The 26480-nt window shown below is 72.5% G+C and carries 26 protein-coding genes; 8 read left to right on the forward strand and 18 right to left on the reverse strand.

Annotated features, from left to right (window positions below; all coding sequences use genetic code 11):
- Positions 1-10 precede the first annotated feature (10 nt).
- The 14 genes from OG861_RS07745 to OG861_RS07810 all read right to left on the reverse strand — a co-directional run bounded on the left by OG861_RS07745 (position 11) and on the right by OG861_RS07810 (position 16235).
- On the reverse strand, positions 11-991 hold the full coding sequence (locus OG861_RS07745; RefSeq protein ID WP_330261572.1) for an ABC transporter ATP-binding protein: 981 nt from the start codon (positions 989-991) through the stop codon (positions 11-13).
- Complete coding sequence (locus tag OG861_RS07750) at positions 988-1980, reverse strand: ABC transporter ATP-binding protein (protein ID WP_329199178.1); 993 nt, start codon at positions 1978-1980, stop codon at positions 988-990. Before OG861_RS07750 ends, OG861_RS07745 begins: the two co-directional genes overlap by 4 nt.
- Positions 1980-2966 (reverse strand): ABC transporter permease, encoded by a 987-nt coding sequence (locus OG861_RS07755; RefSeq protein WP_330261573.1) that lies wholly within the window; start codon positions 2964-2966, stop codon positions 1980-1982. Before OG861_RS07755 ends, OG861_RS07750 begins: the two co-directional genes overlap by 1 nt.
- A complete protein-coding gene (locus OG861_RS07760) occupies positions 2963-3967 on the reverse strand; it encodes an ABC transporter permease (protein WP_329199174.1) in 1005 nt (334 codons plus the stop codon). The genes OG861_RS07755 and OG861_RS07760 overlap by 4 nt, the downstream gene beginning before the upstream one ends.
- A 20-nt stretch (positions 3968-3987) precedes the next feature.
- On the reverse strand, positions 3988-5733 hold the full coding sequence (locus OG861_RS07765) for an ABC transporter substrate-binding protein (protein ID WP_330261574.1): 1746 nt from the start codon (positions 5731-5733) through the stop codon (positions 3988-3990).
- Between the two features lie 162 nt (positions 5734-5895).
- A complete protein-coding gene (locus tag OG861_RS07770) occupies positions 5896-6606 on the reverse strand; it encodes a GntR family transcriptional regulator (RefSeq protein WP_329199170.1) in 711 nt (236 codons plus the stop codon).
- A 39-nt stretch (positions 6607-6645) separates the two neighbouring features.
- Entirely contained in the window at positions 6646-7563 is a 918-nt protein-coding gene (locus OG861_RS07775; RefSeq protein ID WP_443056791.1) for an ornithine cyclodeaminase family protein, read from the reverse strand.
- 23 nt (positions 7564-7586) lie between these two features.
- On the reverse strand, positions 7587-8654 hold the full coding sequence (locus OG861_RS07780; protein ID WP_330261575.1) for a proline racemase family protein: 1068 nt from the start codon (positions 8652-8654) through the stop codon (positions 7587-7589).
- A gap of 31 nt (positions 8655-8685) precedes the next feature.
- Positions 8686-9690, reverse strand: coding sequence for a proline racemase family protein (locus tag OG861_RS07785; RefSeq protein WP_330261576.1), 1005 nt, complete (start codon positions 9688-9690; stop codon positions 8686-8688).
- Positions 9691-9707: 17 nt separating this feature from the next.
- Positions 9708-10631 carry a dihydrodipicolinate synthase family protein gene (locus OG861_RS07790; RefSeq protein ID WP_329199162.1) on the reverse strand — a complete coding sequence of 308 codons (924 nt, stop codon included), beginning with the start codon at positions 10629-10631 and terminating at the stop codon, positions 9708-9710.
- 86 nt (positions 10632-10717) lie between these two features.
- Positions 10718-12163, reverse strand: a complete 1446-nt coding sequence (locus tag OG861_RS07795) for an FAD/NAD(P)-dependent oxidoreductase (protein WP_443064457.1) — start codon at positions 12161-12163, stop codon at positions 10718-10720.
- On the reverse strand, positions 12144-12473 hold the full coding sequence (locus tag OG861_RS07800) for a (2Fe-2S)-binding protein (protein ID WP_330261577.1): 330 nt from the start codon (positions 12471-12473) through the stop codon (positions 12144-12146). The genes OG861_RS07795 and OG861_RS07800 overlap by 20 nt, the downstream gene beginning before the upstream one ends.
- 64 nt (positions 12474-12537) lie before the next feature.
- A complete protein-coding gene (locus OG861_RS07805) occupies positions 12538-13713 on the reverse strand; it encodes an NAD(P)/FAD-dependent oxidoreductase (protein WP_329199158.1) in 1176 nt (391 codons plus the stop codon).
- Between the two features lie 113 nt (positions 13714-13826).
- The gene (locus OG861_RS07810; RefSeq protein WP_330261578.1) at positions 13827-16235 is read right to left on the reverse strand and encodes a collagenase; all 2409 of its coding nucleotides are present in this window, start codon (positions 16233-16235) and stop codon (positions 13827-13829) included.
- Between the two features lie 198 nt (positions 16236-16433).
- On the opposite strand from OG861_RS07810, the gene OG861_RS07815 reads away from it, so the two are divergent.
- The gene (locus OG861_RS07815; RefSeq protein ID WP_330261579.1) at positions 16434-17804 is read left to right on the forward strand and encodes an aminopeptidase P family protein; all 1371 of its coding nucleotides are present in this window, start codon (positions 16434-16436) and stop codon (positions 17802-17804) included.
- A 45-nt stretch (positions 17805-17849) separates the two neighbouring features.
- On the opposite strand, the gene OG861_RS07820 is transcribed toward OG861_RS07815, so the two are convergent.
- Entirely contained in the window at positions 17850-18017 is a 168-nt protein-coding gene (locus OG861_RS07820; RefSeq protein WP_329199152.1) for a hypothetical protein, read from the reverse strand.
- 360 nt (positions 18018-18377) lie between these two features.
- On the opposite strand from OG861_RS07820, the gene OG861_RS07825 reads away from it, so the two are divergent.
- The 4 genes from OG861_RS07825 (at position 18378) to OG861_RS07840 (ending at position 20973) form a co-directional block, all read left to right on the forward strand.
- The gene (locus OG861_RS07825) at positions 18378-18614 is read left to right on the forward strand and encodes a hypothetical protein (RefSeq protein ID WP_329199150.1); all 237 of its coding nucleotides are present in this window, start codon (positions 18378-18380) and stop codon (positions 18612-18614) included.
- Positions 18607-19452 carry a hypothetical protein gene (locus tag OG861_RS07830; protein ID WP_330261580.1) on the forward strand — a complete coding sequence of 282 codons (846 nt, stop codon included), beginning with the start codon at positions 18607-18609 and terminating at the stop codon, positions 19450-19452. Before OG861_RS07825 ends, OG861_RS07830 begins: the two co-directional genes overlap by 8 nt.
- 243 nt (positions 19453-19695) lie before the next feature.
- A complete protein-coding gene (locus OG861_RS07835; protein ID WP_329199146.1) occupies positions 19696-19956 on the forward strand; it encodes a hypothetical protein in 261 nt (86 codons plus the stop codon).
- A gap of 156 nt (positions 19957-20112) precedes the next feature.
- Positions 20113-20973: a helix-turn-helix domain-containing protein gene (locus tag OG861_RS07840; RefSeq protein ID WP_330261581.1), complete on the forward strand. Its 861-nt coding sequence runs from the start codon at positions 20113-20115 to the stop codon at positions 20971-20973.
- 27 nt (positions 20974-21000) lie between these two features.
- On the opposite strand, the gene OG861_RS07845 is transcribed toward OG861_RS07840, so the two are convergent.
- The 3 genes from OG861_RS07845 to OG861_RS07855 form a co-directional block, all read right to left on the reverse strand.
- Positions 21001-21345: a hypothetical protein gene (locus OG861_RS07845; protein WP_330261582.1), complete on the reverse strand. Its 345-nt coding sequence runs from the start codon at positions 21343-21345 to the stop codon at positions 21001-21003.
- 100 nt (positions 21346-21445) lie between these two features.
- A complete protein-coding gene (locus tag OG861_RS07850) occupies positions 21446-21844 on the reverse strand; it encodes a RidA family protein (protein WP_329199140.1) in 399 nt (132 codons plus the stop codon).
- On the reverse strand, positions 21841-23004 hold the full coding sequence (locus OG861_RS07855) for an acyl-CoA dehydrogenase family protein (RefSeq protein WP_330261583.1): 1164 nt from the start codon (positions 23002-23004) through the stop codon (positions 21841-21843). Before OG861_RS07855 ends, OG861_RS07850 begins: the two co-directional genes overlap by 4 nt.
- Before the next feature lie 98 nt (positions 23005-23102).
- Between OG861_RS07855 and OG861_RS07860 the strand changes: the two genes are divergently transcribed.
- The 3 genes from OG861_RS07860 to OG861_RS07870 all read left to right on the forward strand — a co-directional run bounded on the left by OG861_RS07860 (position 23103) and on the right by OG861_RS07870 (position 26470).
- A complete protein-coding gene (locus OG861_RS07860) occupies positions 23103-24722 on the forward strand; it encodes an AMP-binding protein (protein WP_330261584.1) in 1620 nt (539 codons plus the stop codon).
- Positions 24723-24726: 4 nt separating this feature from the next.
- Positions 24727-25527, forward strand: a complete 801-nt coding sequence (locus OG861_RS07865) for a PaaX family transcriptional regulator (protein WP_329199134.1) — start codon at positions 24727-24729, stop codon at positions 25525-25527.
- A 103-nt stretch (positions 25528-25630) separates the two neighbouring features.
- Positions 25631-26470: a GNAT family N-acetyltransferase gene (locus OG861_RS07870; RefSeq protein WP_329199132.1), complete on the forward strand. Its 840-nt coding sequence runs from the start codon at positions 25631-25633 to the stop codon at positions 26468-26470.
- Positions 26471-26480: the final 10 nt, after the last annotated feature.

Below are 26480 nucleotides of genomic sequence, written 5' to 3' on the forward strand. Positions count from 1 at the left end.
GGGGTCCCCGTCAGTCCCCCGGGAAGTGACAGGCCACCTCGCGCGAGGCGGCGATCCGCAGCAGCGGGCGCTCGGTGCGGCAGATCTCCTGGGCCTTGGGGCAGCGCGGGTGGAACGTGCAGCCGGGCGGCGGGGCCGCCGGGCTCGGCGGGTCGCCGAACAGCACGATCCGCTCGCGCCTGCGCTCCGCCGCCGGATCCGGCAGCGGGACCGCCGACAGCAGGGCCCGGGTGTAAGGGTGTTGGGGGGTGTCGTACAGGAGGTGCTTCTCGCCGATCTCCACGATCCGGCCCAGGTACATGACGGCGACCCGGTCGCTGACCCGCTTGACCACCGACAGGTCGTGGGCGATGAACACGTAGGCCAGGCCCAGTTCGCGGCGCAGCCGTTCCATCAGGTTGACGATCTGGGCCTGGACGGAGACGTCGAGGGCGGAGACCGGCTCGTCGGCGATGATCAGCCGGGGGCTGGTGGCGAGCGAGCGGGCGATGCCGATCCGCTGCGCCTGGCCGCCGGAGAACTCGTGCGGGTAGCGGTCGATGTGCTCGGGGATCAGCCCGACCAGTTCCATCAGTTCGGCCGCCCTGCGGCGGGCGTCCGCGGCCGTCCGGCCCTGGACCAGCAGCGGGTCGGAGATGATCCGGGCCACCGTCTGGCGGGGGTTGAGGGAGGAGTGGGGGTCCTGGAACACCATCTGGAGGTGCTTGCGCAGCGGCCGCAGGGCGCCCTGGGAGAGCCGGCTGATGTCCCGGCCCTCGAACTCGATGCTGCCCGCCGTCGGTTCCAGCAGCCGCACCAGCATCCGGCCGGTGGTGGACTTCCCGCAGCCCGACTCCCCCACGAGGCCGAGGGTTTCGCCCTCGCCCAGGTCGAAGGAGATCCCGTCGACGGCGCGCACGGGCGCCCCCCGGCGCCCGGTCACCGACCGCCGGCCGGGGAAGGTCATGGTCAGGTCGCGTACGGAGAGCAGCGCCTGCGGTGTGGCGGTCATCGGGTCACCTCTGCCGGGGCTCCGGCTCCGGCGAAGTGGCAGGCGACGGTGCGCGCGGGCCCTTCCCCGTACGGTTCGAGCTCCGGGCGTTCAGCGGTGCAGCGCGCCGCCGCCTTGGGGCAGCGCGGGGCGAAGGCACATCCGGGAGCGGGGGTCAGGAGGGACGGCGGCGAGCCGGGGATGGCCCGCAGGGGTGCGTCATCGGCGTCGTCGAGCCGGGGCAGGGAGTCCAGCAGGCCCCGGGTGTACGGGTGGGCCGGCTCGGCGAAGAGCTGGTCGACGGGCGCCTGTTCCGCGGCCCGGCCGCCGTACATGACCAGCACCTCGTGGGCGACCCGGGCCACCACGCCGAGGTCGTGGGTGATCATCACGACTCCGAGTCCGCGGTCCTGCTGGAGGCGGGCGATCAGCTCCAGGATCTGGGCCTGCACGGTGACGTCGAGGGCGGTGGTGGGCTCGTCGGCGATCAGCAGGTCCGGTTCGCAGGCCAGAGCCATCGCGATCATCGCGCGCTGCCGCATGCCGCCGGAGAACTGGTGCGGGTACTCCCCCGCCCGGCGGGCGGGTTCCGGGATGCCGACCTCGCCGAGCATGTCGACGGCCCGCTTGCGGGCGGCGGCGCGGCCGGCTTTGAAGTGCACCCGGAAGTGCTCGGCGATCTGCTCGCCGACGGTGTAGTAGGGGTGCAGGCTGGACAGCGGGTCCTGGAAGATCATGGCCATCTTGCGGCCGCGCAGCCGGGACAGCTCCCGCTCGGACAGGCCGGTGAGTTCCTGCCCCTCGAGGGCGACGGACCCGCCGATCTCGGCCTCCCGGTGCAGGCCCATGACGGCGAGCGAGGTGACGGACTTTCCGGAGCCGGATTCCCCCACGATGCCGAGGGTGCGCCCGGCCTCGACGGTGAATCCGAGCGAGTCGACGGCGCGTACCGGCCCGCGCGGGGTGGTGAAGGTGACGCACAGGTCGCGTACTTCAAGGAGAGCGGCCATCAGTACCTCACCCTCGGGTCGATGACGGCGTACAGGAGGTCGACGACGAGGTTGGCGACGACGATGAAGAAAGCGGCGAGCAGCGTGACGCCGAGCACCACCGGCTGGTCGGCGCTGACGAGCGCACCGTAGAACAGCCGGCCGATGCCCGGCAGTCCGAAGATGGACTCGGTGATGACGGCGCCGGCGAGCAACCCTCCGAGGTCCATGCCGAAGATGGTCAGGATCGGGGTCATCCCGGAGCGCAGCCCGTGCTTGACCACGACGGTGCGTTCGGGCATGCCCTTGGCGCGGGCGGTACGGATGTACGGCTCTGCCATCGCCTCGATCATCGAACCGCGGCTCTGGCGGGCGTACATGGCGGCGTACAGCAGTGCGAGTGCGGTCCAGGGCAGCAGCAGGTTGGAGGCCCAGCCGAGCGGGTCGTCGCCGAAGGAGTGGTAGGAGGGGTAGGGCAGCAGTCCGGCGACGCGGATGACTCCGTAGATCAGCATCACGGAGGTGAAGTACACCGGCAGCGAAGCCGCGGCGACGGCACCGACCATGAGCGCCTTGTCGGTGGCGGTGTCCTTGCGCAGCGTGGCCGTGACCCCGGCGCCGAGGCCGAGCAGCAGCCACAGCACGGCGGCGCCCAGGGCGAGGGACGCCGAGACCGGCAGGCGGTTCATGAGGAGGTCCCAGACGGGCAGGGCGTTCTCGTACGAGTAACCCAGGCACGGGAAGTCGCACTGGACGGCGTACTGGCCGGTGCCGAGGGTGCGGCCGGTGAAGATGCCGCTCAGGAAGTCGAGGAACTGCCGCCACAGGGGCAGGTCGAGGCCGAGGTACTGCCGTACGTCGGCGAGCCGTTCGGGACTGCAGGTCTTGCCGCAGGCGGCCGCGGCGGGGTCGGAGGGCAGGACGTAGAAGATGAGGAAGGTGACGGCGGCGATGGCGAGGAGCACGCCGGCCAGGGCGAGCAGCCGGCGGATCAGGTAGAGGATCACGTGCGGCCGCCCCTCGGGTCGAGGATGTCGCGCAGGGCGTCGCCGAGGAGGGTGAAGGCGAGTACCGCCAGGAAGAGGAAGACGCTCGGGATGACGAAGTACATGGGGTCCGTCTCGTAGTAGGCGACGGATTCCGCGATCATCTGGCCCCAGGACGGGGTGGGCGGGCGGACGCCGACGCCGAGGTAGCTGAGCGCGGCCTCGGTGCTGATCATGCCGGGGATCAGCAGGGTGGTGTAGGCGATGACCGGGCCCGAGACGCCGGGGAGGATGTCGCGGGTCAGGATCCGCCAGGCCCCGGAGCCGCCGACGCGGGCGGCGTCGACGTATTCGCGGTGTTTGAGGGAGAGGGTCTGGCCCCGGACGACGCGGGCGACGCCCGGCCAGCCGAACAGGCCGATCACGGCCGTCATGAGCACGATGCGGTTGACGTCCTTGGCCACCGACAGCATCGCGATCATGAAGATGAGCGAGGGGAAGGACATGGTCAGGTCCATCAGCCGGGAGAGCACCGCGTCGGTGCGCCCGCCGAAGTAGCCCGCGGCGATTCCGGCGGCCGTGCCGGTGACCACCACGATCGCGGTGGCGGCGAAGGCGATGAGGAGGGAGACCTGGGCGCCGCTCACGACGCGGGAGAACAGGTCGCGGCCGCTGACGGGTTCGACGCCGAGCCAGTGGGCCGGACTGATCCCGCCGAGTGTGCCCAGTGGCTGGCCGCCGAGGTAGGGGTCGATGGCGGTCTTGTCGAACTCGTCCGGGGCCCAGCCGCCGAGAGCGCCCAGCCAGGGGGCGGTGAGGGCCATCAGGACGAAGAGGAGGACGACGCAGAGACTGACGCGGACGGCGGGGCGGCGGCGCAGTTCCCGCCGGGCGAGCTGCCAGGGGCTGCTGCCGGTGGCCGGCGCCGGGGGAGCGTCCTTGACGGCGTCGGGCTGCGGCGCCCCGCCGGGAGCCGGGGCCGCCGGCGTCCGGCCGTCGGCCCCGGGTGCGGTGGTGGTCATGGTGTCGGGCTCCGTGTTCCTCAGCCCTGGCTCTTCGAGGGGTCCTTGAGGCCGACGGTCGCGTAGTCGACGGTGCCCGTCCACACGGGGTGGCCGAAGGCACCCGCGATGTTGGGGCCGACCAGCAGCGGCTTGCGCTCCAGCAGGACCGGGACGGAGGGGGCCTTCTTCATGACCTCCGCGTCGAGGTCCACCCAGGCCTGCGCGGCCTGCTTGGCGTCGGACATGGCGTTGATCTCGTCGATCCGCTTCATGGTCGCCTCGTCGCGGAACTGGCTGTAGTTGCCCTGGTTTCCCTTCTCCTTGATGGTGCGTCCGTCGAACACGAAGGGCATCCAGGTCGAGCCGGAGGGGTAGTCGGGGCACCAGCCGGTGAGGGTCATGTCGGGGGTGGTGGACAGGTCGCCGATGACGTCGTAGTAGGCGCCCGGGTCGACGGTGTCGATGACGACCTCGATGCCGACGCGGGCCAGGCCCTGCTGGAGGGCCTCGGCCTTGCCCTTGTCGCCGGTGGAGACGGCGAGGGAGACCTTCAGCTTGTCCTTTCCGGCGGCCTTGAGCAGGTCCTTGGCCTTGTCCGGGTCGCCGGTCGGGGCGATCTTGAGGGTGTCGGCCTGCTTGCCCCCGGTGAGGGCCGGGGGCAGGTAGGCGGTGGCGACCTCGTTGAGGGCGGGGCCGCCGCCCGCGGTGATCACGGATTCCTTGTCGACGGCGTACTGCATGGCCTCGCGGACCTTCGGGTCGTTGAAGGGGGCGCGGGAGTTGTTCAGGTGGAGCATCTCGGTACAACCCTGGGACTCGGCGAGGAGGCGGGCCTTGACGTCCGCCTTGGGCAGCACCTTGGGCGCGCTTTCGGGGCGCATGTTCGAGTACTCGATCGCGGACGCGTCCGGGCCCGTGCCGGCGATGATCCGGTCGTCGATCTGACCGCCCTTGAGGCCCATGACGACCACGAACTTGTCGGGGTAGGCCTTTCTGACGGTGTCGGTCTTGGCGTCCCAGTGCTCGTTGCGGACCAGGACGAGCTTCTTGTCGCGGTCGTACGACTCGATCTTGTACGGGCCCGAGGAGAACGGGCGGGCGTCGTACTGCGTGCCCTTCTCCTGGGACTGGGGGACGGGAGCGAAGGTGGGCAGGGTGGCGGTGGCGGAGAACTCGGCGACGGGGCGCTTGAGCTGGAAGACGATCGTGCGGTCGTCGGGGGTCTTGACGGAGTCGAGGTGCTGCCCCTGGAGCGGCCCCTTGTACCCCTCGGTGCCCGCGAGGTACTGGGCGGCGTAGTCGGGGCCGCCGGTGAGGTCGGGGGCGAAGGAGCGCTCGACGTTGTACTTGATGTCCTGGGCCTTGACGGGCGAGCCGTCCTCGTACTTCACGCCCTCCTTGAGGGTGAAGGTCCAGGTCTTGCCGCCGTCGGAGGGGGTGCCGAGGTCGGTGGCGAGGTCGGGGACGAGTTCGCTGCCCGCCTTGCCGGGCTCGGACTTGAAGGTGACGAGCGTGCGGTAGAGGAGCCGGGTGCCGAAGTCCATGGCCGGCATCACCCAGTTGCGGGCCGGGTCGAGGTGGGAGAAGTCCTGGTTGGACAGGACGGTGAGGGTGCCGCCCTTGACCGGGGTCCCGCCGAGGACCTTGCCGTCGTTGCCGGCGGCGGGGTTGGGGGCACCCGAGCCGCCGGCCGAGCCCTTCTTGGTGTCGGAGCAGCCCGAGGCGCCGAGGGCGAGGGCTGCCACCAAGGCGGTGGCGAGGGCGAGTTGGGTGCGCTTGGTCATGGTCACTCCAGTGAAGGGCCGCGCTCTATGATGTGACCGGTAACATAGTAATGTGAAATTGTACTGACAAGAGGTTGGCGCCGCCGTTATCCAGCCGTGTCCAAAAAGGGCCGCCGACAAGGGAGTTGGGATCCCCGTACGGCGGCCCTCGGGAGACGGACCTCAGACGCCCGAGCCCAGCCCGCCCGGGGGCCGGCCGACGGGCTCGTCCCGCCCCTGCGCCCACAGCGAGCGGACGTGACCGAGGTGGCGGACCATGCACGCCTCGGCCGCCGCCGAATCGCCGCTGATCATCAGGTCGAGCAGCTCGATGTGTTCCTCCGCCGAGGAGACCAGCTTGCCGGCTTCGTCCAGGCCCGTCAGGCCGTAGAGCCGGGAGCGCTTGCGCAGGTCGCCGACCGTCTCGACGAGCCGGTCGTTCCCCGAGAGCGCCAGCAGACTGAGGTGGAAACGGCGGTCCGCCTCCAGGTAGCCGATCAGGTTGTGCTCACGGGCGCTGGCGACGATCTCCTCCGCGATGGGGCGCAGGGCCTCCAACTGCTCGGGGGTCGCGACTTCGGTGATCCGGCCGATCGTCGGCACCTCGATCATCGTGCGCAGTTCGGTGTACTGGTCGAGGTCCCGCTCGCTGACCTCGGTGATCCGGAAGCCCTTGTTGCGGACGGGTTCGACCAGCCCTTCGCGGGCCAGGTCGAGCATGGCCTCTCGCACCGGGGTGGCCGACACGCCGAGTTCGGCCGCCAGACCGGGGGCCGAGTAGACGCTCCCGGGACGCAGCTCGCCCGCTATCAGGGCTGCTCGGAGGGCGTGACCGACCTGGTCACGGAGCCGTTCCTGGGCCTTGATGAGACTGTGCTGCTTCAGGTCACCCATTGCTGTTCCTCCGCGCATCGAGAGGGACAGCGTACAATGTCACGTTGCTCTGCCGGTCCCCGTCCTCTGGAACAGTGCGACCGCCACGGCCAGATCCTCCCAGGCCATGCCCACGCTCTTGAAGAGCCGCGGACCATTTTGTCTTCCCGGCGCCGGATGGCGGCCGGCGACGAGGTCGGCGAGGGTACCGGTGATGTGACCGGGGCCGATCGCCCCCTCCGCCTCCGGGATCAGCAGGTCCCCCGCCTCGCGCAGGGCCACCGCGCGCGACTCCACGTACACCGCCGAGCGGCGCACCAGAGCGGTGTCGGTCTCCCGGGCGTCCGGTTCGTGCGAGCCGACCGCGACGACCGTCGCCCCGGGTCGGACCAGCCGCCCGTCGAACAACGGGGTACGGGCCGTGGTGCAGCAGAGCACCACATCGGCCCCGGACACGTCCTCGGGGCCACCGGTCCGGGCGGCGAGTCCCAGGGCCCGCGCGTGCGCCGCGAGCCGTTCGGCGCGGTCCGGGGCCCGGGCGACGACCGTCACCCCGGCCAACTCCCGTTCCGCGAGCAGGGCTTCGAGGTGCCCGTACGCCTGCGGTCCCGCCCCGAAGACGACCAGCGCGAGCGGCCGGTCCCGCGGCGTCAGGTGGCGCAGGGCCAGGGCCGACACGGCCGGGGTGCGCAGGGCGGTGAGCGCGGCGCCGTCGAGCAGGGCGACGGGGCGCAGGGTGGGGCCGTCCAGCAGGAGGTAGGAGCCGGTGATCCGGGGCAGCCCGAGCGCGGCGTTGCCCGGCGCGACTCCCGCGATCTTCACCCCGGCGTACGCGCCCGCCGCGGCCGGCATCAGCAGCAGCTCCCCGCCGGGCACGGGCACCGCGGTGCGCTGCGGGCACCCCTCCGGGTCCAGGCCGGCGCGCAGGACCCCGGCCAGGGCGTCGGCTGCCTCGGCGGGGGTGAGCAGCCCCGCCATGTCCGCGCCGGAGAGCTGCGCGATCACAGCAGGAACCCGGCGCCGAGCTCGTCGTACGGGTCGACGGTGAAGGCGTGTTCACCGGTGCGGTAGGCCGTCCCCGTGACCTCCGTGACCAGGTCGTCCGCGTCCCCGCCCACGACCCGGCCGGTGAAGACCGTGCCGACGACCGACTCGTGCAGCAGGTCCTCCCCCGCACCCAGCCGCCCGTCCTGCGCGAGCAGTGCGAGCCGCGCGGAGGTACCGGAGCCGCAGGGCGAGCGGTCGGTCTGCCCGTCGGCGAAGACCGTCACGTTGCGCTGGTGCGGTCCGAAGGGGGTGTCGGGGAGTTCCTCGTAGAGGATCACCCCGTACACGCCGGAGAGCAGCGGGCCGCCAGGGTGCCAGGTACCCGGGTGCGTGGCCAGCGCCGCCCGGATCTCCTGGCCGGCGCGCACCAGCGAGGGCAGCGCGGCGGTGGAGACCTCCAGCCCGAGGTCCCGGGCCGGGACCGAGGCGTAGCAGGCCCCGGCGTGCGCGATGTCGGCTTCGGCCAGGCCGAGCGTGGTCGCGACCGGCACCTTGCGGGCGCCGACCCGGGCCGGGACGCCCCGGTAGGTCACCCCCGTGGAGCGGCCGCCGGAGCGGTGCACGGTGGCGGTGACCCGCCCGGACGGCACGTCGATGCGGACCTGGACGCTGCCGTCGTCCGGGGCCGGGACCCGGCCGGACTCCACGGCCCAGGCGCCGAGGGCCATGGTGCCGTGGCCGCAGGCGGTGGAGTAGCCGTCCTTGTGCCAGAACAGCACCCCGAAGTGGGCCCCGTCGTCGTCGGGCGGCACGACGAACCCGCCGTACATGCCGGCGTGCCCGCGGGGCTCCTGCACCAGGAGCCGCCGCAGGTCGTCCAGGGCGCCGCGGCGCGGGGCCGTCGGGGAGCCGCCGGGCCCGATGGCGGTGGCGCAGCGCTCGGCGACCGTGTCACCGGGTACGGCCGGCATCCCCGCGCAGGCGGTGTCGACGATGCGGAAGGGTTCGCCGGCCGCGTGGTAGTCGGTGGTGCGGACGGTGGTGGGGGCGGTCGCACGGACCGCGGCCGGGTCGGCGGTCACAGCGGGAAACCTCCGGGGGACGGGTCGGCGGTCACAGCAGGAAACCTCCGGGGAACGGGTCGGCGGGGTCCAGGAAGTACTGGGCCGTGCCGGTGATCCAGGCCCGCCCGGTGACCGTGGGGATCACCGCGGGGAGGCCGCCCACCGTGGTCTGCGCCACGAGCCGGCCGGTGAACTCGGTACCGATGAAGGACTCGTTGACGAAGTCGGTGCCGAGCGGCAGCAGCCCCCGGGCGTGCAGCTGGGCCATCCGCGCGCTGGTGCCCGTACCGCAGGGCGAGCGGTCGAACCAGCCGGGGTGGATCGCCATGGCGTGCCGGGAGCGGCGGGCGTCCGAGCCGGGGGCCGCGAGGTAGACGTGCTTGACCCCGGCGATGGCGGGGTCCTCGCGGTGGACGGGCCGGTCGGCGGAGGCGTTGACGGCCCCCATGACGGCGAGTCCGGCCGCCAGGAGGTCGTCCTTGCGGGCCCTGTCGAAGGGGAGGCCGAGGGCGTCGAGGTCGACGAAGGCGTAGAAGTTGCCGCCGTAGGCCAGGTCGTAGCTCACCGTGCCGTAGCCCGGGACCTCCACCTTCAGGTCGAGCCCCGCACAGTACGAGGCGACGTTGGTGAGCGTGACGGCGGTGGCCGATCCGCCCTCGACCCGGACGTCCACGCTCACCAGGCCGGCCGGGGTGTCGAGCCGGACCGTGGTCACCGGTTCCACGGCCGGGACCAGGCCGGTCTCGACCAGGACGGTGGCCACCCCGATGGTGCCGTGCCCGCACATGGGCAGCAGGCCCGACACCTCGATGTAGAGCACGCCGAAGTCGGCGTCGGGGCGGGTGGGGGGCTGGAGGACGGCGCCGCTCATCGCGGAGTGGCCGCGCGGTTCGTACATGAGCAGGGTCCGGACGTGGTCCATGTGCTCGATGAAGTGGAGCCGCTTGTCGGCCATGGTGTCGCCGGGGATGACCCCGATTCCCCCGGTGATCACGCGGGTCGGCATGCCCTCGGTGTGCGAATCCACCGCATGGTAGATGTGGCGCGTGCGCATGGGTCCCCCAACGGGTCCTAGTTGAGGCCCTCGGCGAGGGCCTTTTCGGTGGCGGCGCGGACGGCCGCCTCGATCTCGCCGGTGAGCGGGAAGCGCGGCGGGCGGGTGGCGCCGCCGGGACGGCCGGCCAGGTCCATGGAGAGCTTGATGGCCTGCACGAACTCGGTCTTGGAGTCCCAGCGCAGCAGCGAGTGCAGGGACTTGTAGAGCGGCAGCGCGGTGGCGAGGTCGCCGGCGACGGCGGCCCGGTACAGGGTGGCGCAGGACTGCGGGAGGGCGTTGGGGTAGCCGGCGATCCAGCCGACGGCGCCCGCGAGGGCGAGTTCGAGGAGTACGTCGTCCGCGCCGATCAGCAGGTCGAGTCCGGGCGCGAGCTCGGCGATCTCGTAGGCGCGCCGCACGTCTCCGCTGAACTCCTTGACGGCGACGATGCTGCCGTCGGAGTGCAGCCGGGCCAGGAGCCCGGGCGTCAGGTCCACCTTGGTGTCGATGGGGTTGTTGTACGCGACGACGGGCAGGCCCGCCCGCGCCACCTCGGCGTAGTGGGCGCGGACGGCGTCCTCGTCGGCGCGGAACGCGTTGGGGGGCAGCAGCAGGACGGATCCCGCTCCGGCCTCCGCCGCCTGTTCGGCCCAGCGGCGCGCTTCGGCGCTGCCGTAGGCGGCGACCCCGGGCATGACGCGGCTGCCGTCGCCGGCCGCCTCGACGGCGGTGCGGACGACCCGGGCCCGCTCCTCGTCGGTGAGGGTCTGGTACTCGCCGAGGGAGCCGTTGGGGACGACGCCGTCGCACCCGTTGGCGATCAGCCAGGCCACGTGCTCGGCGTAGGCGTCGTAGTCGACGGCGAGGTCTTCGCGCAGCGGCAGCGCGGTGGCGACCATGATGCCGTGCCAGGGGCGGTTGCGGGGCTGGGCGGGCGCGGGGGTGTGCGCGTGGGTCATGAAGGACTCCCTAGAGTGGTGTGTGACATTTTACTAAGGGACGTGAGGGGGCCACAAGGGCCCGGACGTGCCGGATCCGGATCGGATCAGTGAGGGTCCTGCGGCAGTTCGGCCAAGTGGCGCAGCGGTACTGGGCAGGAAAGGGGACGCCGGTCGGGGGCCGCTCCCGCGGCGGAGGAGGTTTCCCCCGCCAGGGCGGCGACGGCCGGGCCGCACATCCGGCCCTGGCACCAGCCCATCCCGGCCCGCGTGAGCAGTTTGACGGTACGGGCGTCCCGTGCGCCGAGATCACGGGTGGCCTGCCGGATCCGGCCCGCCGGGACCTCCTCGCAGCGGCACACGTCGGTGTCCTCGCGCAGCCAGCCGGTCCAGCCCTCGCCGGGGCGGTGTGCGGCGGCCATCGCCCCGGCGAAGGCCCGCAGCCGCGCGCGGCGGCGGACGAGCGCGGCCGGCGCGGGCCGGCCGGCGAGGGAGAAGGCCGCCAGTTCACCCTCGGTCAGCGCCAATTCGGCACCCCCGATGCCCCCGGTCTCGCCCGCGGACCAGATGCCGGGGACGGAGGTTCGCTGCCCGGCGTCCAGTTCCAGGGCGACGGTCCCGTCCGCGCCGGGGCGGGTGGCGCAGCCGAGTGCCGTCGCCAGCTCCAGCTGGGGCACGAGGCCGTGGCCGACGGCGACGGCGTCGCAGGGGATCCGCCGCCCGGTGCCGGGCAGCGGCCGCCAGTCGCCGTCCAGCCGGGCCACGGTGACGGCCTCGACCCGGCCCCGGCCGTGGGCTTCGGTGACGGCGTGCCGGGTCAGGAGGCGGACGCCGTGGCGCAGCAGCGCGCTGCCGTACGCGGCGCCTTCGGCGAGCTTGCCGGGGTTGCGCAGCAGGGCGGGCAGCCGGCCCGCGTACGCGGTGTACGAGGCCGCCTCCACGACGGCCGGGACGGTGGCTCCGGCGGCCGCGAGGGAGCCGGCCACGGCGAGCAGCAGCGGCCCGCTCCCGGCGACGACCACCCGCTTGCCCGGCAGCACCAGGCCGCCCTTGAGCATGGCCTGGGCCCCGCCGGCCCCGACGACCCCGGGCAGGGTCCAGCCGGGGAAGGGCAGTTGCCGCTCGTAGGCGCCGGTGGCCAGCAGGACGGAGGAGGCCCTGAGCGTGACGGACCGCTCCTCGGGGCCCGCGACGGCGTGCAGCGTCCAGCGCCCGCCGTCCGGGACCACCGTCCAGACGTGGTGCGCCGGGAGGTAGGTGATCCGGCCTGCCGATTCGTGGGCGCGCAGGGCGGCTTCGCGGGTGGCGAAGGCGGCCCATTGGTGGTGCAGCGCCTCGGGGCGTTCGGCGCCGAGGCCGGGCGCGGGCCGGCGGTAGAACTGGCCGCCGGGGCGCTCCCCCGCGTCCAGCAGCGCGACCCGCAGGCCGAGGCGGGCGGCGGTGACGGCGGCGGCCAGCCCGGCGGGCCCGGCACCGACGACGGCGAGGTCGGGCACGGCCGGGCCGGATACGGCGCGCTCCGGCGACGAGGGGTCAGACGGCGAGGTCGGCACGGCCGGTCCCTTCCTGGGTGGTGACGGTGTCCCCGGCCCGCGCCGGGACCAGGCAGGCCCGCTGGTTCGGCCGGCCGTTGACCGTGACGAGGCAGTCGTAGCAGCTGCCGATCCCGCAGAACGCCCCGCGCGGCGCGCCCCCCTCACGCGTGGTGCGCCAGGCGAGGATCCCGGCGTTCCACAGCACGGCGGCGATGCTCTGGCCGGACTCCGCGGTCAGTCCGCGGCCGTCGAAGCGCAGGACGTACGTCGCCCGGGGGGCTCCGCCCACGAGTGCGCGGGGCGAGCGGTCACCGGTGGGCCGGCTCATCGGACGTCTCCTTCTTCGGGCGCGGCTCGGTAGGGGACTTCGCAAGGGGCTTCGTACGGCCGGCTCACGGCTGCCCCTCCGGGTCGGGCTCCCGCGCGAAGGGCCGCTCCGGCCGGAAGGGCGCGGGGTCCAGCGGTGGTTCGGATCCGGTCAGCGCGGCCGTGATCAGCACGCCGGTGGCCGGGGCCAGGCCGATGCCCGCACCCTCGTGCCCGCAGGCGTGCAGCAGCCCGGGCACCCGGGGGTCGGGGCCGATGGCCGGAAGGTGGTCGGGGAGGTAGGGGCGGAAGCCGTGGTAGGTCCGCAGCACCCGCACGTCGGCCAGTACCGGGAACAGCGCGGCCGCCTGGGACGCGAGCCGGCGCAGGGCGTCCACCGACAGGGAGCGGTCGAAGCCGACCCGCTCCCGGGTGGCCCCGATGAGCACCGGGCCCGAGGGGGTGCCCTCGACCACCGCCGAGGACTGCAGGGCTGCGGAGCCGCTGGCCACGTCCGCGATGTAGTCGGCGGCGTAGACCTTGTGCCGCACGACCCTCGGCAGTGGCTCGGTCACCAGGACGAAGCCGCGGCGCGGGAGCACCGGCAGGGTGGTCCCGGCGAGTTCGGCGATCCGGCCGCCCCAGGTGCCGGCGGCGTTGACGACGGCCGGGGCGAGGAGTTCGCGGGTGCGGGTGCGCACCCCCCGTACGGCCCCGCGCTCCAGCACGAGGTCCGTCACCTCCTCGCCGAGGTGCACCGAGGCCCCGTCGGCGGCCGCCGCGGCCAGCAGCCGGGCAGCCGCCTGGGCGGGCTGGACCTGCGCGTCCTGCGGGTAGTGGAAGCCTCCCGCGAGCCCCGGAGCCAGATGGGGCTCCAGCTCGGGCAGGTCGGCGTCCCCCACCTCGACGGCGGTGACGCCCGCCGCGCGCTGGCCTTCCGCGAAGCTCCGCAGCGCCCTGAGCGAAGCCTCGTCCGGGGCGACGACCAGGCCGCCCTTGTCCTCGTACTCCATCTCCTGTCCGAGGAGGGCCGCCAGTTCGCGCCACAGGCCCGCGGACAGCAGGGCCAGGTCGAGCTCCGCTCCGGCTTCCTTGTCGGAGACGAGCAGGTTGCCCTCGCCCGCACCGGTGGTGCCGCCGGCGACGGATCCGCGGTCGACGACGGCCACGCGCAGGCCCGCGCGGGTGGCGTAGTACGCGCACGCGGCTCCGACGACACCGGCGCCGATGATGACGGCGTCCAGACCATTTCTGTTGGGCACGGCAGTAATATGTCACATTCTTTATCGAGTGCCTAGGGTCGGCCGGGGGCTCGCCGGCCCCGCCCGGGCCGGTCCCTCCCCCCGTTGCGGCAGGGACCGGCCCGGAGCCGTGATCAGCTGCGCAGCGGGCCCTCGCAGCTGTAGCCCGACGTCCCCGCCGTGTGGTTGCTCCAGATCTCCACGGGGCCGAAGGAGCAGTTCATGTCGGTGAAGTTGGTGGAGACGGGGGCCGTCCGGTCGAGGATGAAGTAGTCCACCGTCTCGGACATGTCCTTGAAGTTCTGGTCGTCGCTGCGCCAGTTCTTGAGGTTGGCCGTGATGCGGCCGGTACAGGTGAACCGGCGCTTGCCGGGGTCGCCGTTCTCCACGCAGTCGGGGGTGTTGTAGGTGGCTGCCGCGAACGAGGACTTCACGTTCGCGAGCGCGGAGTCGCGCAGCCGGTCGTTGGCCGTGAAGCTGGTGTTCGGCACGTAGAGCTGGTCGACCTTGGCGATCTGCGCGTCCAGGAACTTGTCGTAGTCGCGCTGGAGGTAGGTGTCGGCGCCCATCCGGTGGCGCCACGCGTCGTACCCGGCGACGTCGTTCTCGCGCAGGTGGGTGTACATCTCGCGCAGCAGGCTGGGCTTCTCGGTCCACAGGAACTCGAAGAACGTGCCCGCGTAGTTGTAGAAGCGGAAGCCGTCGCCGTCGTAGGTGGCGTTCAGCAGCTGTTCGACCGACATCCGGGGGCCGCCGCCGGCGGTGTCGTTGATGATGCCCTTGACCAGGGACTTGCGGACGGCGATGCCGTTGTCGCGGGTCGCGCCGTCGAAGAACTCGGCAGTGCCCTCGTCCATCGCGGTCGTGCGGTCGCCCTCGTACCAGGGGCCCTCGCCGAAGGAGCCGGGGACGGCGAAGCGGCCGTTGAGGTAGTGCGTGTACTCGTGGCGGAACAGCTCTTCGAGGGTGAGGGTGGAGTCCTGCGGGACGCGGCGCTGGTAGGTGTAGAAGGTGGCGCCGTTCTCGATGTACATGCCGCCGTTGTTGGTGCCGTAGCCGTTGAGCATCGTCTGGTAGGTGACGTAGTCGGCGCGGGAGGCGTACAGCACGATGTTCAACGTGGTGTTGGGGTCGCCGGCGAGCGGCTGGTCCGTGCCGAGCACGCGGTGGAACTGCGTCTTGACCTGCTTGCTCGCGTAGTAGAGCTGGTCGACGGTGGCCCGGTCGAGTGCGGTGCGGACCTTGATGCCGCCGTTGTCGTACGTGTAGGTGTTGGGGAAGAGCATCTTCTCGATGTCCTCCTTGCACACCCCGTACTGCTTGCACGCGTTGTAGCTGTTCAGCCAGCTGACGACCTTGGCCCAGGGCTCGCTTCCGTTGCCCCACGTCGTCTTGACCTGCGCGAGGAGCGTTCCGAGGTCGGCGGTGATCTGGTCCTGGAGGCCGTCGACCTGGCCGAAGCGGCCGTACTCACCCAGCCCGTCGCGGACGGCCCATTCGTTCGGGGTGCCCTTGAGGTGCGTGTATCCGGCGAAGGCCTTGAAGGCGGCCCGGTAGGAGGGGTCCGCCTTGACCGCGGCGTGGAAGTCGGAGTCCTCGTTGCCCGGGTACACGCCGAGGTAGTTGATGGTGAGGGCGGCGAGGGCGGCCCCGCCCCAGTTCGCGTCGCCGCTGGTCGCGGGGTGCGAGGCGTCCAGGGTGGCCAGGACCTTCTTGATGAGGCCGAGCTGGCGGTGGCGCATGCCGGGCCCGACGGAGTAGAGGGCCTCGCGCAGGGTCCGGGCGTTGGAGGCGGTGGCGTCGAAAGTGTGCGCGGCGTTGCCGAAGTCGGTGACGGCCCGGGTCATGGCGTCGACGGTCGCGGCGTCGGTGAGGTCGATCTCGTCGCGGGAGAAGTCGTGGTAGATCGCGGCGTGCAGGAAGGTGAACATCTCCTCCAGGTGGGAGGAGTTGCGGCCGTCGTGGGCGGCGGCCAGGGCGGATATCCGGCGGGAGACGGCCTGGACGTGCGCGTCGTCCATAACGGGTGCCAGGCGGGCGTCCCAGGTCCATATGAGGCCGCGCAGGCAGCCGTCCGCGAGGACGGCCGGGTCGGCGAGGAAGTCGGCGAACTGCTCGGGCGACAGCGCCTTGATCCCGTCGAGGGTGCAGGGCACGTTGACGGCCAGGCCCCGGGTGGTGGGAGCGCCCTGGGCGGGCTTGCCGCTCTTGTCCGTGCGCTGCGCGGAGGCGGCGGCGCCCGCGGCCGGGGCGGCGCCGGGAACCTTGCCGTCGGATATCGCCAGGCCGCCGGGGGCGGGGGCCGGTACCGCGGTGGTCGGCGCCAGGGCGTCGGCCCGGTGCTCGACCTCGTCGAACGGGTTCGGCGCGAGGGCGCCGGGGGCTCCGCCGGTGGTGCCGGCCGCGGAACCGGAGGTGAAGGTCGCCGGGACCGGAGCGCCCGCCTCGGCCGCGTGGGTCACGGCCTGGCCGGCGGAGGCGAGGAGCGTGACGGCGACGGCGGCGGAGAGGAGGGACGAACGCACAGCTCTGTGCTGGGACACCAAGGACTCCTGTGGGGAAGGGAGGGCCGCGGGTGCGGCGTGCGAGATGCATGAGGTGCGTAGTGCGTGAACTGCCCTGCTTCACGCGGCGTTTGACGGGGATTAACGCGGCGCGGTGTGAGCTGTAACATAGTAATGTGAAATTGCACTGACAACCCCTGTGCGCCCACCAGTTCGCTTCTCTTCCAGGGAGCCCCCGTGACCGATGCCTCCTCCCGCCTCCACATCGGCAGCCATGACCTGCCCGTCTCTCCGGAGCTGTCCCGTTTCATGGCGGGCGGCTGGGCCCCTTCACCGCTGAGCGGCTCGAGCGGGATTCCGGCGTCCGCCGTCACCCCCGCCCGCCGGGCCCGCCTGTCGGCGCTCTTCCCGGGCGAGCGGCTCATCTTCCCGGCCGGCGAACTCAAGGTCCGCTCCAACGACTGCGACTACCGCTTCCGTCCGCACAGCGCGTACGCCTGGCTGACGGGTCTGACCGGCGAGGACCAGGTGGGCCACGTCCTGGTGCTGGAGCCTTCGGGCCCGCACGGACACGAGGCCGTGCTGTACCTGCGCCCGCGCTCACCGCGCGCGGACGGCAACGAGGAGTTCTACCGGGACCGCCGGTACGGGGAGTTCTGGGTGGGCCGCCGCGCCGACCTGGCCGAGGCGCAGGCCCTGACCGGCATCCGCTGCGCCCACCTGGACTCCCTCGGCTCACCGACGGGCCGCGACGCCTCACGTGACGCCGGACTCGCCACCGCGCTCTCCGAGTTGCGCCTGGTGAAGGACGCCTGGGAGGTGGACCAGCTCCAGTCGGCGGTGGACCACACGGCGGCCGGGTTCGAGGACGTCGTACGGTCCCTGCCGCGCGCGCTGGAACACCCGCGCGGCGAGCGCTGGATCGAGGGGGTCTTCGGCCTGCGCGCCCGGGCGGAGGGCAACGGGACCGGGTACGACACGATCGCCGCCTCGGGCGCGCACGCGTGCGTGCTGCACTGGATCCGCAACGACGGCCGCCTGGACCGGGGCGATCTGCTCCTGCTGGACGCGGGAGTGGAGACCGACACCCTCTACACGGCGGACATCACCCGCACCCTCCCCCTGTCGGGACGGTTCTCCCCGGTCCAGCGGCAGGTGTACGAACTGGTCCTGGCCGCCCAGGAAGCGGGCATCGCCGCGCTGCGGCCGGGCGCGAGCTTCCGGGACTTCCACCGCGCGGGCATGCGGGTGATCGCGGAAGGGCTCGCGGAATGGGGGGTCCTCAAGGACGCGGAGGGTGACCTGCACCGGCGCTACACCTTGTGCAGCAGCGGCCACATGCTGGGGCTGGACGTCCACGACTGCGCGAAGGCGCGGGCGCAGACCTACCTGGACGGGGTGCTGGAGGAGGGCCAGGTCCTCACGGTGGAACCGGGCCTCTACCTCCAGCCCGACGACGAGACGCTGCCCGCCGAACTGCGCGGCATCGGGGTGCGCATCGAGGACGACCTGGTCATCACGGCGACGGGCGCCCGACTGATGTCGGGCGCCCTGCCGCGGACGGTCAGCGGGATCGAGGAGTGGATGGGAACCCTGCTGGAAGGCTGAAACCGCCGGCAGGCCGGTGTCGGGCGCACCCCGCGGAGCACCGGCTCACAGCCCGCCCGACGAGGCACCGCACTCGGTACAGACGGAGACGCCGGCCGTTGCCGACACGGCCGGCGCCCCTTCCCCCTCTCGTTTCGCCGCCGCCGAGTTGGCGGTCAGGACGTGCTTGAAGCGTTGCTGGCGACGCAGCTCGCGGACGTCCATGGAGTGCATACGGCCGACTCCGGATGAGGTCCAAGCGGCACATCCCGTGCCCAGGACAGCGCAGATCAGCGCGATTCTCAGGAGCATGTCTGGCACAGCGGTTCCTCTCCGGTGACTGGTGGCAGGGCGTCGGCCGTCTGGCCCGCTCACCCACGTCATAACGTCCCGGCATATGCGGGGTTGCGCCTTGTCAGCCGATTGCCACAACCGCAGAAATGATAAAAGACACTGGTCAAGCCCCGTTTACCGCACACTCGCCGTCACCTGAACGGCCCGCACCCTCCCCGGCTCCGGATCCGTTTATGGACTATGACAAATGCAAACCACGCAGAAATTTTTCTCCGGAGCGCGGGCGGTCTGGGGCTCGGCATGAGTGCCGGCACCACGAGGGCGGGGAAATGGACGTACACGAGCTGGACCCCCGACAAGGGCGCGACCCTGCGCAGCCAGCGGCGTGAGGTGGACCTCCACTACTCGTCCTCGATCTTCGAGGACTTCCTGGAGGCGATGAACCGGATCCAGGACGAGTTCAGCCGGCGCTCGCCGCTCACGGGGCCGGCCGAGACCGTCGTCAGCGAGTGCTCCGGCGAGATCCCCCGTGTTTGAGCAGTACGAGCGGCACGACGGCAGCGGATGGCACGTCGCCCACCAGCAACCGCTCCTGGGGCCTGACGAGGTGGACATCCCGTGGGATCCGGCCGAAGAACTGGCCCACCTCCTCCAGGAGGCCAGGCAGCCGAGGCCGGCGGAGACGTTCGACCACTACGGCTTCGACGAGACCGGCGAAACCGGCGCCGCCGTGGGCGCGGTCACCGAGCCGGCGCCGGGAGTCTTCGAAAGGCCGGTCCCGCCGGCCCGCACCGGGCACCGCCGGACCCCGGCGAAGACGTCCGTGGTGACCCTGTTCGGCACGGGCAGTTTCTTCACCGCCCTGCTGGTCGCCGTCATCGCCGCCGTCGTGAGCATCTTCAGCGGTCTGGCCATCTGCGAGGCCCTGCGTCACAGCGCCGGCCCGCGCACGGCGGACGACGTCGTCAACTGGTGGCCGCTGCTCATCTACGGGCCGTGGGTGACCGCTTCGCTGTCCATCCTCCGGGCCGCCCTACATCAGCGGCGCGCGGTCCATTCCTGGTCCATCGTCCTGTTGTTCTCCACCCTCGCCACGCTCCTGTGCGTCGCCCAGGCACCCAGCACGCTCGCCGCCCAGGCGGCGGCCACGCTCCCACCGATCGCCGCGCTGGCCTGCCTCCAGCAGCTCGTCCGCCAGATCACCCTGACACGACCGCCCCGGCAAGCCGTTCCACGACACCGCGGCCGCACGTTCTCCCTGCTCCGGCCACCGACCGTCGTGAGCAGCCCGGACAGCGCGATCCCCGACTACCCGGTGATGGACCAGAGGGCCGCCCGTGCCGCTACCCCTCCGAGATTCCGCTACGGATCGTGAACTCCCGCCCCTCCGACACTGCTTCCCTTCCCCCCGGCCGAGGAGCGTGATCACTTGCACTACGAGAACGAAGATCAAAACGCATTAGTCACGGGCTGCGCCCGGTCTCAGCCCTACGGGTGTGCGCCGTGACCGGCGGCCCTCCACGGGGCCCGGGCCGCGCCGGGGCCACGCCCCGCCGCCCGGGTGGCGCACGCCCTCACCCCCCACACGTTTCCCGACGTCTCCTGAGAGGACAGCACCATGCCCTACGAGCTCACCCACGCCGAGCGACTCCGGTACAAGCGGAGCCAGGACGCCGCATACCACGCGGGCGAGGAAGCCGTCACGAACCTCCAGGCCGCGCTCTCCCTCGCCGGCCTGACCCTGCCCTCGCTCTGCAACGACGGACCGGTCGGCTGCCGCGGTCTCGTCCGGCTCGGGGGGTGCAGCACGGACGTGGCGAACCGACTCGCCGAGGTCATCGCCGCGGGGGCCCACGCCCTGCAAGGCGAGCACCTGTGAACTGAGCTCCGCAGCCGGGCGCATTAGGCCGAACTGATGATGTTGGCCGCGCGGATGTCGCGCGTGTCGGGCGGCCTATGCACAATGCGTTTGCCGATGTAGGCCGTGGGGTGAGGTGACCTCTGCGTGATGTCTTGAGCTGGAGGTACACCGCCCATGTCGGGCAACGGCAATCCCACCGTCAGAAGGCGCCGCCTGGGCGCGGAACTCCGGCAGCTCCGCAAGGCCACGGGCATGACGTCCTCGCAGGTGGCGCAACGCCTGATGGTGTCCCAGCCCAAGATCAGTCTCATCGAGACCGGGCGGCGCCCCATCAACCCGCGCGACGGCCGCGACCTGTGCCGGATCTACGGGATCACCGACCAGGCCGTCGTCGACTCGTTGATGCGGATGGCGAAGGAATCGGGCCGCCAAGGCTGGTGGGTGTCCTGCGGCGACGTCCCCTACGGCGTCTACATCGGGCTGGAGACGGCGGCGGCCTCGATCCACTCCTACGACGCACTGCTGGTGCCCGGGCTGCTGCAGACTCCCCCTTACGCGGCGGCGGTCATCGCCGCGTCCTTCCCGTACCCCACGGAGGAACAGGCCGCCGTCAGCCTGGACGTGCGCCTGCGGCGCCAACACCGCGCGCACCATCCCGCCCGCCCGTTGCGCTTATGGACCATCCTGGACGAATCAGCACTGCACCGGACGGTGGGCGACCGCGAGGTCATGCGGGAGCAGCTGGAGCACCTGAACTCCCTTGGCGCCCAGCCGCACATCACCGTGCAGGTCCTGCCCCACAGCTCAGGGGCCCACCCCGGGGTCTTGGGGCAGTTCTCCCTCCTCACTTATCCGGAGTCCGAGTCGGGGGTCGTCTACCTGGAACGCTTCACCAGCGACCTGTACTTGGAGAAGCACGCCGACCGGTACCCGTACCAGATCATGTTCGACCACCTGCAGGCCCAGGCCCTGGGCGCCGACGACTCCCGGCATCTGATCAACGACGTGATCAAGACGTACGGCGGGGCCCGCTGACGGTGTCAACGGGCCCCGCCGGGCCACCTACCAGCGGCCTCCGTCGTCATGGCCGTAGCCCGACGAGTTGTCCCAACCACCGCCGTTCCAGTTGCCGTTGTCGTCGTTCCAGTTCCCGTGGTCGTCGTTCCAGTAGCCGTTGTCGTGGTCGTGGTTCCAGCCGGCGTTGCGCCAGTTGCCGCTGTCGTCGTCGTTCCAGCGGGAGGAGTTGCCGCAGTCGCGCGAGTCGTGGCCGCGCGAGTAGTTGGAGTGCTGCTGGCTGTGTTGCGGAAGGCTCGTGTGGGTGGCGGCGAACGCGCCGCTCACCGGCATGAGGCCGAGCGTCACCCCGGCGGCCCCCGCCACGACAGCTGCGATGATCCCACGGCGCATAACGATGCACCTCCGAGAATTTGGGGATGTTCCTTACGAAGAGGACATTTCCACCCTCTCTCTTCCCCCACCCGCTGTCAAAGGCACCCGCACCGCACCGTCAGTCCAGGACGGCGATGCCGTCGAGTTCGACGAGCGCCTGCTCGTCCCACAGCCTGACGGCCCCCACCACCGCCATCGCCGGATAGTCCCGGCCCGCCAGGGCCCGCCAGATACGGCCGAGTTCCGGAGCGTGACACCGGTACGACTCCACGTCCACCGGATACACCGTCACCCTGGCCAGCTGCGCCGGGGTCCCACCGGCCGCGGCGAGCGCCGTCAGCAGGTTGGACAGGGCGCGCTCGAACTGCTGCGGCAAGGTCTCCCCCACCACCTTGCCGGAGCCGTCCAGCGCGGTCTGGCCGGCCAGGAACACCAGGCGGGAGCCGGTCGCCGCGACGGCGTGCGAGAAGCCCGCGGGCGGGGCGAGTTCCGCCGGATTGATGCGTTCCACGCTCATCGCGCGGCCACCTCCCGGTAGAGCTCCTTCGCGATGATCGTGCGCTGGACCTCGCTGGCCCCCTCATAGATGCGCGGCGCACGCACCTCCCTGTACAGGTGTTCCAGCAGGTGGCCCCGTTGGAGGGCGACCGCGCCGTGCAGTTGCACCGCGTGGTCCACGACGTACTGGGCCGTCTCCGTCGCCAGGAGCTTCGCCATGGCCGCCCGCCTCGGCACCTCCGGGGAGCCGCTGTCATAGGCGCCTGCGGCCGCGTAGACCAGCAGCCGGGCGGCCTCGGTCCGCGTCGCCATCTCCGCCACCCGGTGCGCCACCGCCTGGAGGTCCGCCAGGACCCCGCCGAAGGCACCGCGGCCCGCGGTGTGCGCGAGCGTCGCGTCCAGTGCCGCCCGGGCCATGCCCACGGCGAAGGCGCCGACGCTGGGCCGGAACAGGTTCAGGGTGTCCATCGCGACGCGGAACCCGCGCCCCGGCTCGCCCAGTACGTCCTCGGGGCCGACCGGGACCCCGTCGAAGGAGAGCGAGCCGATGGGGTGGGGGGACAGCATGTCCAGCGCCTCGCCCGTCAGGCCCGGCCGGTCCGCCGGGACGAGGAAGGCGGTGATGCCCCTCGCCCCGGGACCCTCACCCGTACGGGCGAACACGGTGTAGAAATCCGCCTCCGGGGCGTTGGAGATCCACCGCTTCTCCCCGGTGAGCCGCCAGCCCCCGCCGTCCGCGCCGCTGCCGACGGCTGCGCCGGGCCCCCCGCCGTCCCGCTCCGCCGACAGCGCCAGCGCCGCCGCGTCCGAGCCGGCGCCCGGCTCGCTGAGGGCGAACGCGGCCACCAGCCGGCCCGCCCGCACCCCCGGCAGCCACCGCTCCCGCTGCGTCGGGCTGCCGGCGCGCAGCACCGGGTACGCCCCCAGCCCCTGGAGGGCCAGCGCCGTCTCGGCCTCCGTGCAGCCGTACGCCAGCGACTCCCGCAGCAGGCACAGCTCCAGCGCGCCCGAGACGAACACCCGCTCCAGCAGGCCCTCCTCCCCGAGAGCGGCCAGCAGAGGCCGGTTGACCCGGCCCGGCTCGCCCTTCTCGGCCAGCGGTCGCAGCCGCTGCGCCGCCAGCGCGCGCAGCCGCCCGCACCATTCCTCTTCATCCACCCCGAGCGCGAATCCGGTCATGCAAACAACCCCGCATCTATCGCGTCCTGTTGACTGCCGTCACCGTCACGATACGCTCGTCACGCGACCCGCGACCGTCCCGAGGGGGCGAACCAGCCTTGGAGCTCAAGCCTTCCGCGCACGTCGACACCTTTACCCGCGACCGTCTCCCGCCCGGCGAAACCTGGCCGCGCCTGCTGTTCGACCTGCCCGAGCTGGCCTATCCGGACCGGCTGAACTGCGGGTCGGAGCTGCTGGACGCCACCATCGACCGGTTCGGGCCGCACCGCCCCGCATTCCGGGGGGCGGACGGCGAGGTGTGGTCGTACGGGGAGCTGCGCGAGCGCGTCGACCGGCTCGCCCACGTCCTCACCGCCGATCTGGGTGTCGTACCCGGCAACCGGGTGCTGCTGCGGGGGCCGACCAGCCCGTGGCTGGCCGCCTGCTGGCTGGCGGTGATGAAGGCGGGGGCGGTGGCGGTCACCGTACTGGCCCAGCAGCGCGCGCAGGAGCTGGCCACGGTGTGCGCGATGGCCCGGGCGGGCCACGCCCTGTGTCACGTGGACGCGCTGGACGACCTGGTCAAGGCCGAGGTGCCGGGCCTGCGGATCACCCCGTACGGCGGCCGGGACCCGGGCGACCTCCTCCGGCTCGCCGCACGGCACTCGGGGCCGTTCCCCGCCGCCGCCACCTCCGCCGACGACGTGGCCCTGATCGCCTTCACCTCCGGTACCACCGGCCGCCCCAAGGGCTGCATGCACTTCCACCGCGACCTGCTGGCCGTCGCCGACACCTTCTCCCGCCATGTGCTGCGCCCCCGCCCCGACGACGTGTTCGCGGGCAGTCCCCCGCTCGGCTTCACCTTCGGGCTCGGCGGCCTGGTGGTGTTCCCGCTGCGGGCCGGGGCGTCCTCGCTGCTGCTGGAACAGGCGGCGCCGCGGCAGCTGCTGCCGGCGCTCGCCGAGCACCGGGTGACGGTCCTGTTCACCGCGCCCACCGCCTACCGGGCGATGCTGGACACCCTGGGCCCCTATGACGCGGGTGCCTACGACCTCGGCGCACTGCGCCGCTGCGTCTCGGCGGGCGAGAACCTGCCGGCCGCGACCTGGCAGGCCTGGTACGAGCGCACCGGACTGCGCATCATCAACGGCATCGGGGCCACCGAACTGCTGCACATCTTCATCTCGGCCGCCGACGAGGACATCCGGCCCGGCACCACCGGCCGCGCGGTGCCGGGCTGGGAGGCCCGTGTCGTGGATCCGGCGGGGCGGCCCGTGGCGGACGGGGAGCCGGGGCTGCTGGCCGTCCGGGGACCGGTGGGCTGCCGGTACCTGGCCGATCCGCGTCAGACGGAGTACGTGCGGGAAGGATGGAACCTGACCGGGGACACGTACGTGCGCGACGCGGACGGCTACTTCCGGTACGTCGCCCGCGCCGACGACATGATCATCTCCTCGGGCTACAACATCTCCGGTCCCGAGGTCGAGGAGGCCCTGCTGCGCCACCCGGACGTGGTGGAGGCCGCGGTGATCGGGCGCGCCGACGAACGCCGCGGTCAGATCGCGGTCGCGTACACCGTGCCGCGCGACGGGGTCACACTGACGGAGGAGACGCTGCGGGCCTTCATGCGCACCGAGCTGGCGCCGCACAAGTGCCCGCGCGCCTTCGTCTTCGTCTCCGCTCTCCCCCGGACGCCGACGGGGAAACTTCAACGCTTCCGCCTGCGCGATCTAGAGTGAACCCGTGGCCGAGCAGCACACCCCGCGATCCCTGATCGTCACGTTCTACGGTGCCTACGGGAGGGCCTTCGACGGCCCGGTCCCGGTGTCCGCGCTGATCCGCCTGCTGGGCGCGGCCGGCGTGGACGCACCTTCCGTCCGCTCGTCGGTGTCCCGGTTGAAGCGGCGGGGCTTCCTGCTGCCCGCCCGGGCGGCCGACGGGGCAGCCGCGTACGAGCTGTCCGAGGAGGCCCGGCAGCTGCTGGAGGACGGCGACCGGCGGATCTACGGGTCCCCCCGGCTGTCGCAGGAGTGGCTGGTCGCCGTCTTCTCCGTCCCGGAGCAGGAACGGCACAAGCGGCACCTGCTGCGCTCCCGGCTCGCCCGGCTGGGCTTCGGCGCGGTGGCGCCGGGCGTCTGGATCGCCCCGGCGCACCTGTACGAGGAGACCGGCCGCACCATGGAGCGGCTGCACCTGACGCCGTACGTGGAGCTGTTCCGCGGCGCGCACCTCGGTTTCGCGCCGACGGCCGAGGCGGTGGCCCGCTGGTGGGACCTGACGGCGCTGGCCAAGCAGCACGAGGAGTTCCTCGACCAGCAGGAACCGGAGCTGCGGGCCCTCCAGTCGGGCCCCGGTCCGACCCCCGAGCAGGCCTACCGCGGCTACCTGCTGGCCCTGGACAGCTGGCGCCGGCTCCCCTACGCCGACCCGGGGCTGCCGAGGGAGCTGCTGCCGGCGGACTGGCCGGGCGACCGCGCGGCGGCCGTGTTCGCCGAACTGCACGCCCGGTTGCGGGACGCCGGGGCCGCGTTCGTGCAGCCCTAGGGCCCGTCGTCCCTGTCGTCGGGGCGGTGCCGGCAGGGCCGGGACGGCCCCCGGCGGTGAAATGGGGTGCGGGCGGGCCGGGCGGTGGACAGGATGGGGCCGCATGACCTGGACTCTCACCACCGACTTCGCCGCCTTCGTGGCCGCCGCCCGCCCGGCCGTCGCCGCACGGCCCGTGGAGAACACCTCCCTGCTGACCGCCATGGACGCGCTGGAGCGGCGCGGCCCGACGGCCTACGGGCCGGACACCCCGTTCTTCGGCTGGTGGACCGGCGCCGACGGGGCCGTGTCCGGCGGGCTGCTGCGCACCCCGCCGCGCCCGCTGCTGCTGGGCGCGGTGCCGGCCGATGCGGTGGAGGCGCTGGGCGCCGCGCTGTCCGTGGAGCCGTTGCTGGCCGGGGTCGACGGCTTCAACGTCCGGCGCCGGGATGCGGCCGTGCTGGCCGCGTCCTGGGGCAAGCCGTCGCGGATCGAGGCGGAGGACCGGCTGTACCGGCTGGCCGGCCTGATCGCCCCGCACCCCGTCCCCGAGGGCCGGCCCCTGGTCGCGACCGAGGCGCACCTGCCGCTGCTGGTGGAGTGGGTCAACGCGTTCAAGCGCGAGTCCGGTGAGCCGGGAAGCGCTTCCGAGACGACCCTGCGGGACCGGCTCTCGTACGGCGGGATGCTGCTGTGGGAGCACGCCGGTACGCCCGTGTCGATGGCGGGCTTCTTCCGCCCGGTCGGCTCGGTCTCGCGGGTCGGCCCCGTCTACACCCCGCCGGAGCTGCGCGGCCGGGGCTATGCCGCCGGGGTCACGCACGCGGTGAGCGAAGCGGCGTACGGGGCCGGCGCCACGGAGGTGCTGCTCTACGCGGACCTGGCCAACCCCACCAGCAACGGCGTCTACCAGCGGCTCGGCTACACCCCGGTGGAGGACCGGGTCGAGCTGGCGGCCGTCTGATACGCCGCCC

Origin of the sequence: Streptomyces sp. NBC_00539, from assembly GCF_036346105.1 — a bacterium.
Lineage (GTDB): Bacteria > Actinomycetota > Actinomycetes > Streptomycetales > Streptomycetaceae > Streptomyces.

Bases quoted from the DNA above. Each gene is read 5' to 3' on its own strand.
- OG861_RS07745 (WP_330261572.1), bottom strand. From the start codon at position 991: ATGACCGCCACACCGCAGGCGCTGCTCTCCGTACGCGACCTGACCATG.
- OG861_RS07750 (WP_329199178.1), bottom strand. From the start codon at position 1,980: ATGGCCGCTCTCCTTGAAGTACGCGACCTGTGCGTCACCTTCACCACC.
- OG861_RS07760 (WP_329199174.1), bottom strand. From the start codon at position 3,967: ATGACCACCACCGCACCCGGGGCCGACGGCCGGACGCCGGCGGCCCCG.
- OG861_RS07765 (WP_330261574.1), bottom strand. From the start codon at position 5,733: ATGACCAAGCGCACCCAACTCGCCCTCGCCACCGCCTTGGTGGCAGCC.
- OG861_RS07770 (WP_329199170.1), bottom strand. From the start codon at position 6,606: ATGGGTGACCTGAAGCAGCACAGTCTCATCAAGGCCCAGGAACGGCTC.
- OG861_RS07775 (WP_443056791.1), bottom strand. From the start codon at position 7,563: ATGGCGGGGCTGCTCACCCCCGCCGAGGCAGCCGACGCCCTGGCCGGG.
- OG861_RS07785 (WP_330261576.1), bottom strand. From the start codon at position 9,690: ATGCGCACGCGCCACATCTACCATGCGGTGGATTCGCACACCGAGGGC.
- OG861_RS07790 (WP_329199162.1), bottom strand. From the start codon at position 10,631: ATGACCCACGCGCACACCCCCGCGCCCGCCCAGCCCCGCAACCGCCCC.
- OG861_RS07800 (WP_330261577.1), bottom strand. From the start codon at position 12,473: ATGAGCCGGCCCACCGGTGACCGCTCGCCCCGCGCACTCGTGGGCGGA.
- OG861_RS07820 (WP_329199152.1), bottom strand. From the start codon at position 18,017: ATGCACTCCATGGACGTCCGCGAGCTGCGTCGCCAGCAACGCTTCAAG.
- OG861_RS07825 (WP_329199150.1), top strand. From the start codon at position 18,378: ATGAGTGCCGGCACCACGAGGGCGGGGAAATGGACGTACACGAGCTGG.
- OG861_RS07835 (WP_329199146.1), top strand. From the start codon at position 19,696: ATGCCCTACGAGCTCACCCACGCCGAGCGACTCCGGTACAAGCGGAGC.
- OG861_RS07840 (WP_330261581.1), top strand. From the start codon at position 20,113: ATGTCGGGCAACGGCAATCCCACCGTCAGAAGGCGCCGCCTGGGCGCG.
- OG861_RS07845 (WP_330261582.1), bottom strand. From the start codon at position 21,345: ATGCGCCGTGGGATCATCGCAGCTGTCGTGGCGGGGGCCGCCGGGGTG.
- OG861_RS07850 (WP_329199140.1), bottom strand. From the start codon at position 21,844: ATGAGCGTGGAACGCATCAATCCGGCGGAACTCGCCCCGCCCGCGGGC.
- OG861_RS07855 (WP_330261583.1), bottom strand. From the start codon at position 23,004: ATGACCGGATTCGCGCTCGGGGTGGATGAAGAGGAATGGTGCGGGCGG.
- OG861_RS07870 (WP_329199132.1), top strand. From the start codon at position 25,631: ATGACCTGGACTCTCACCACCGACTTCGCCGCCTTCGTGGCCGCCGCC.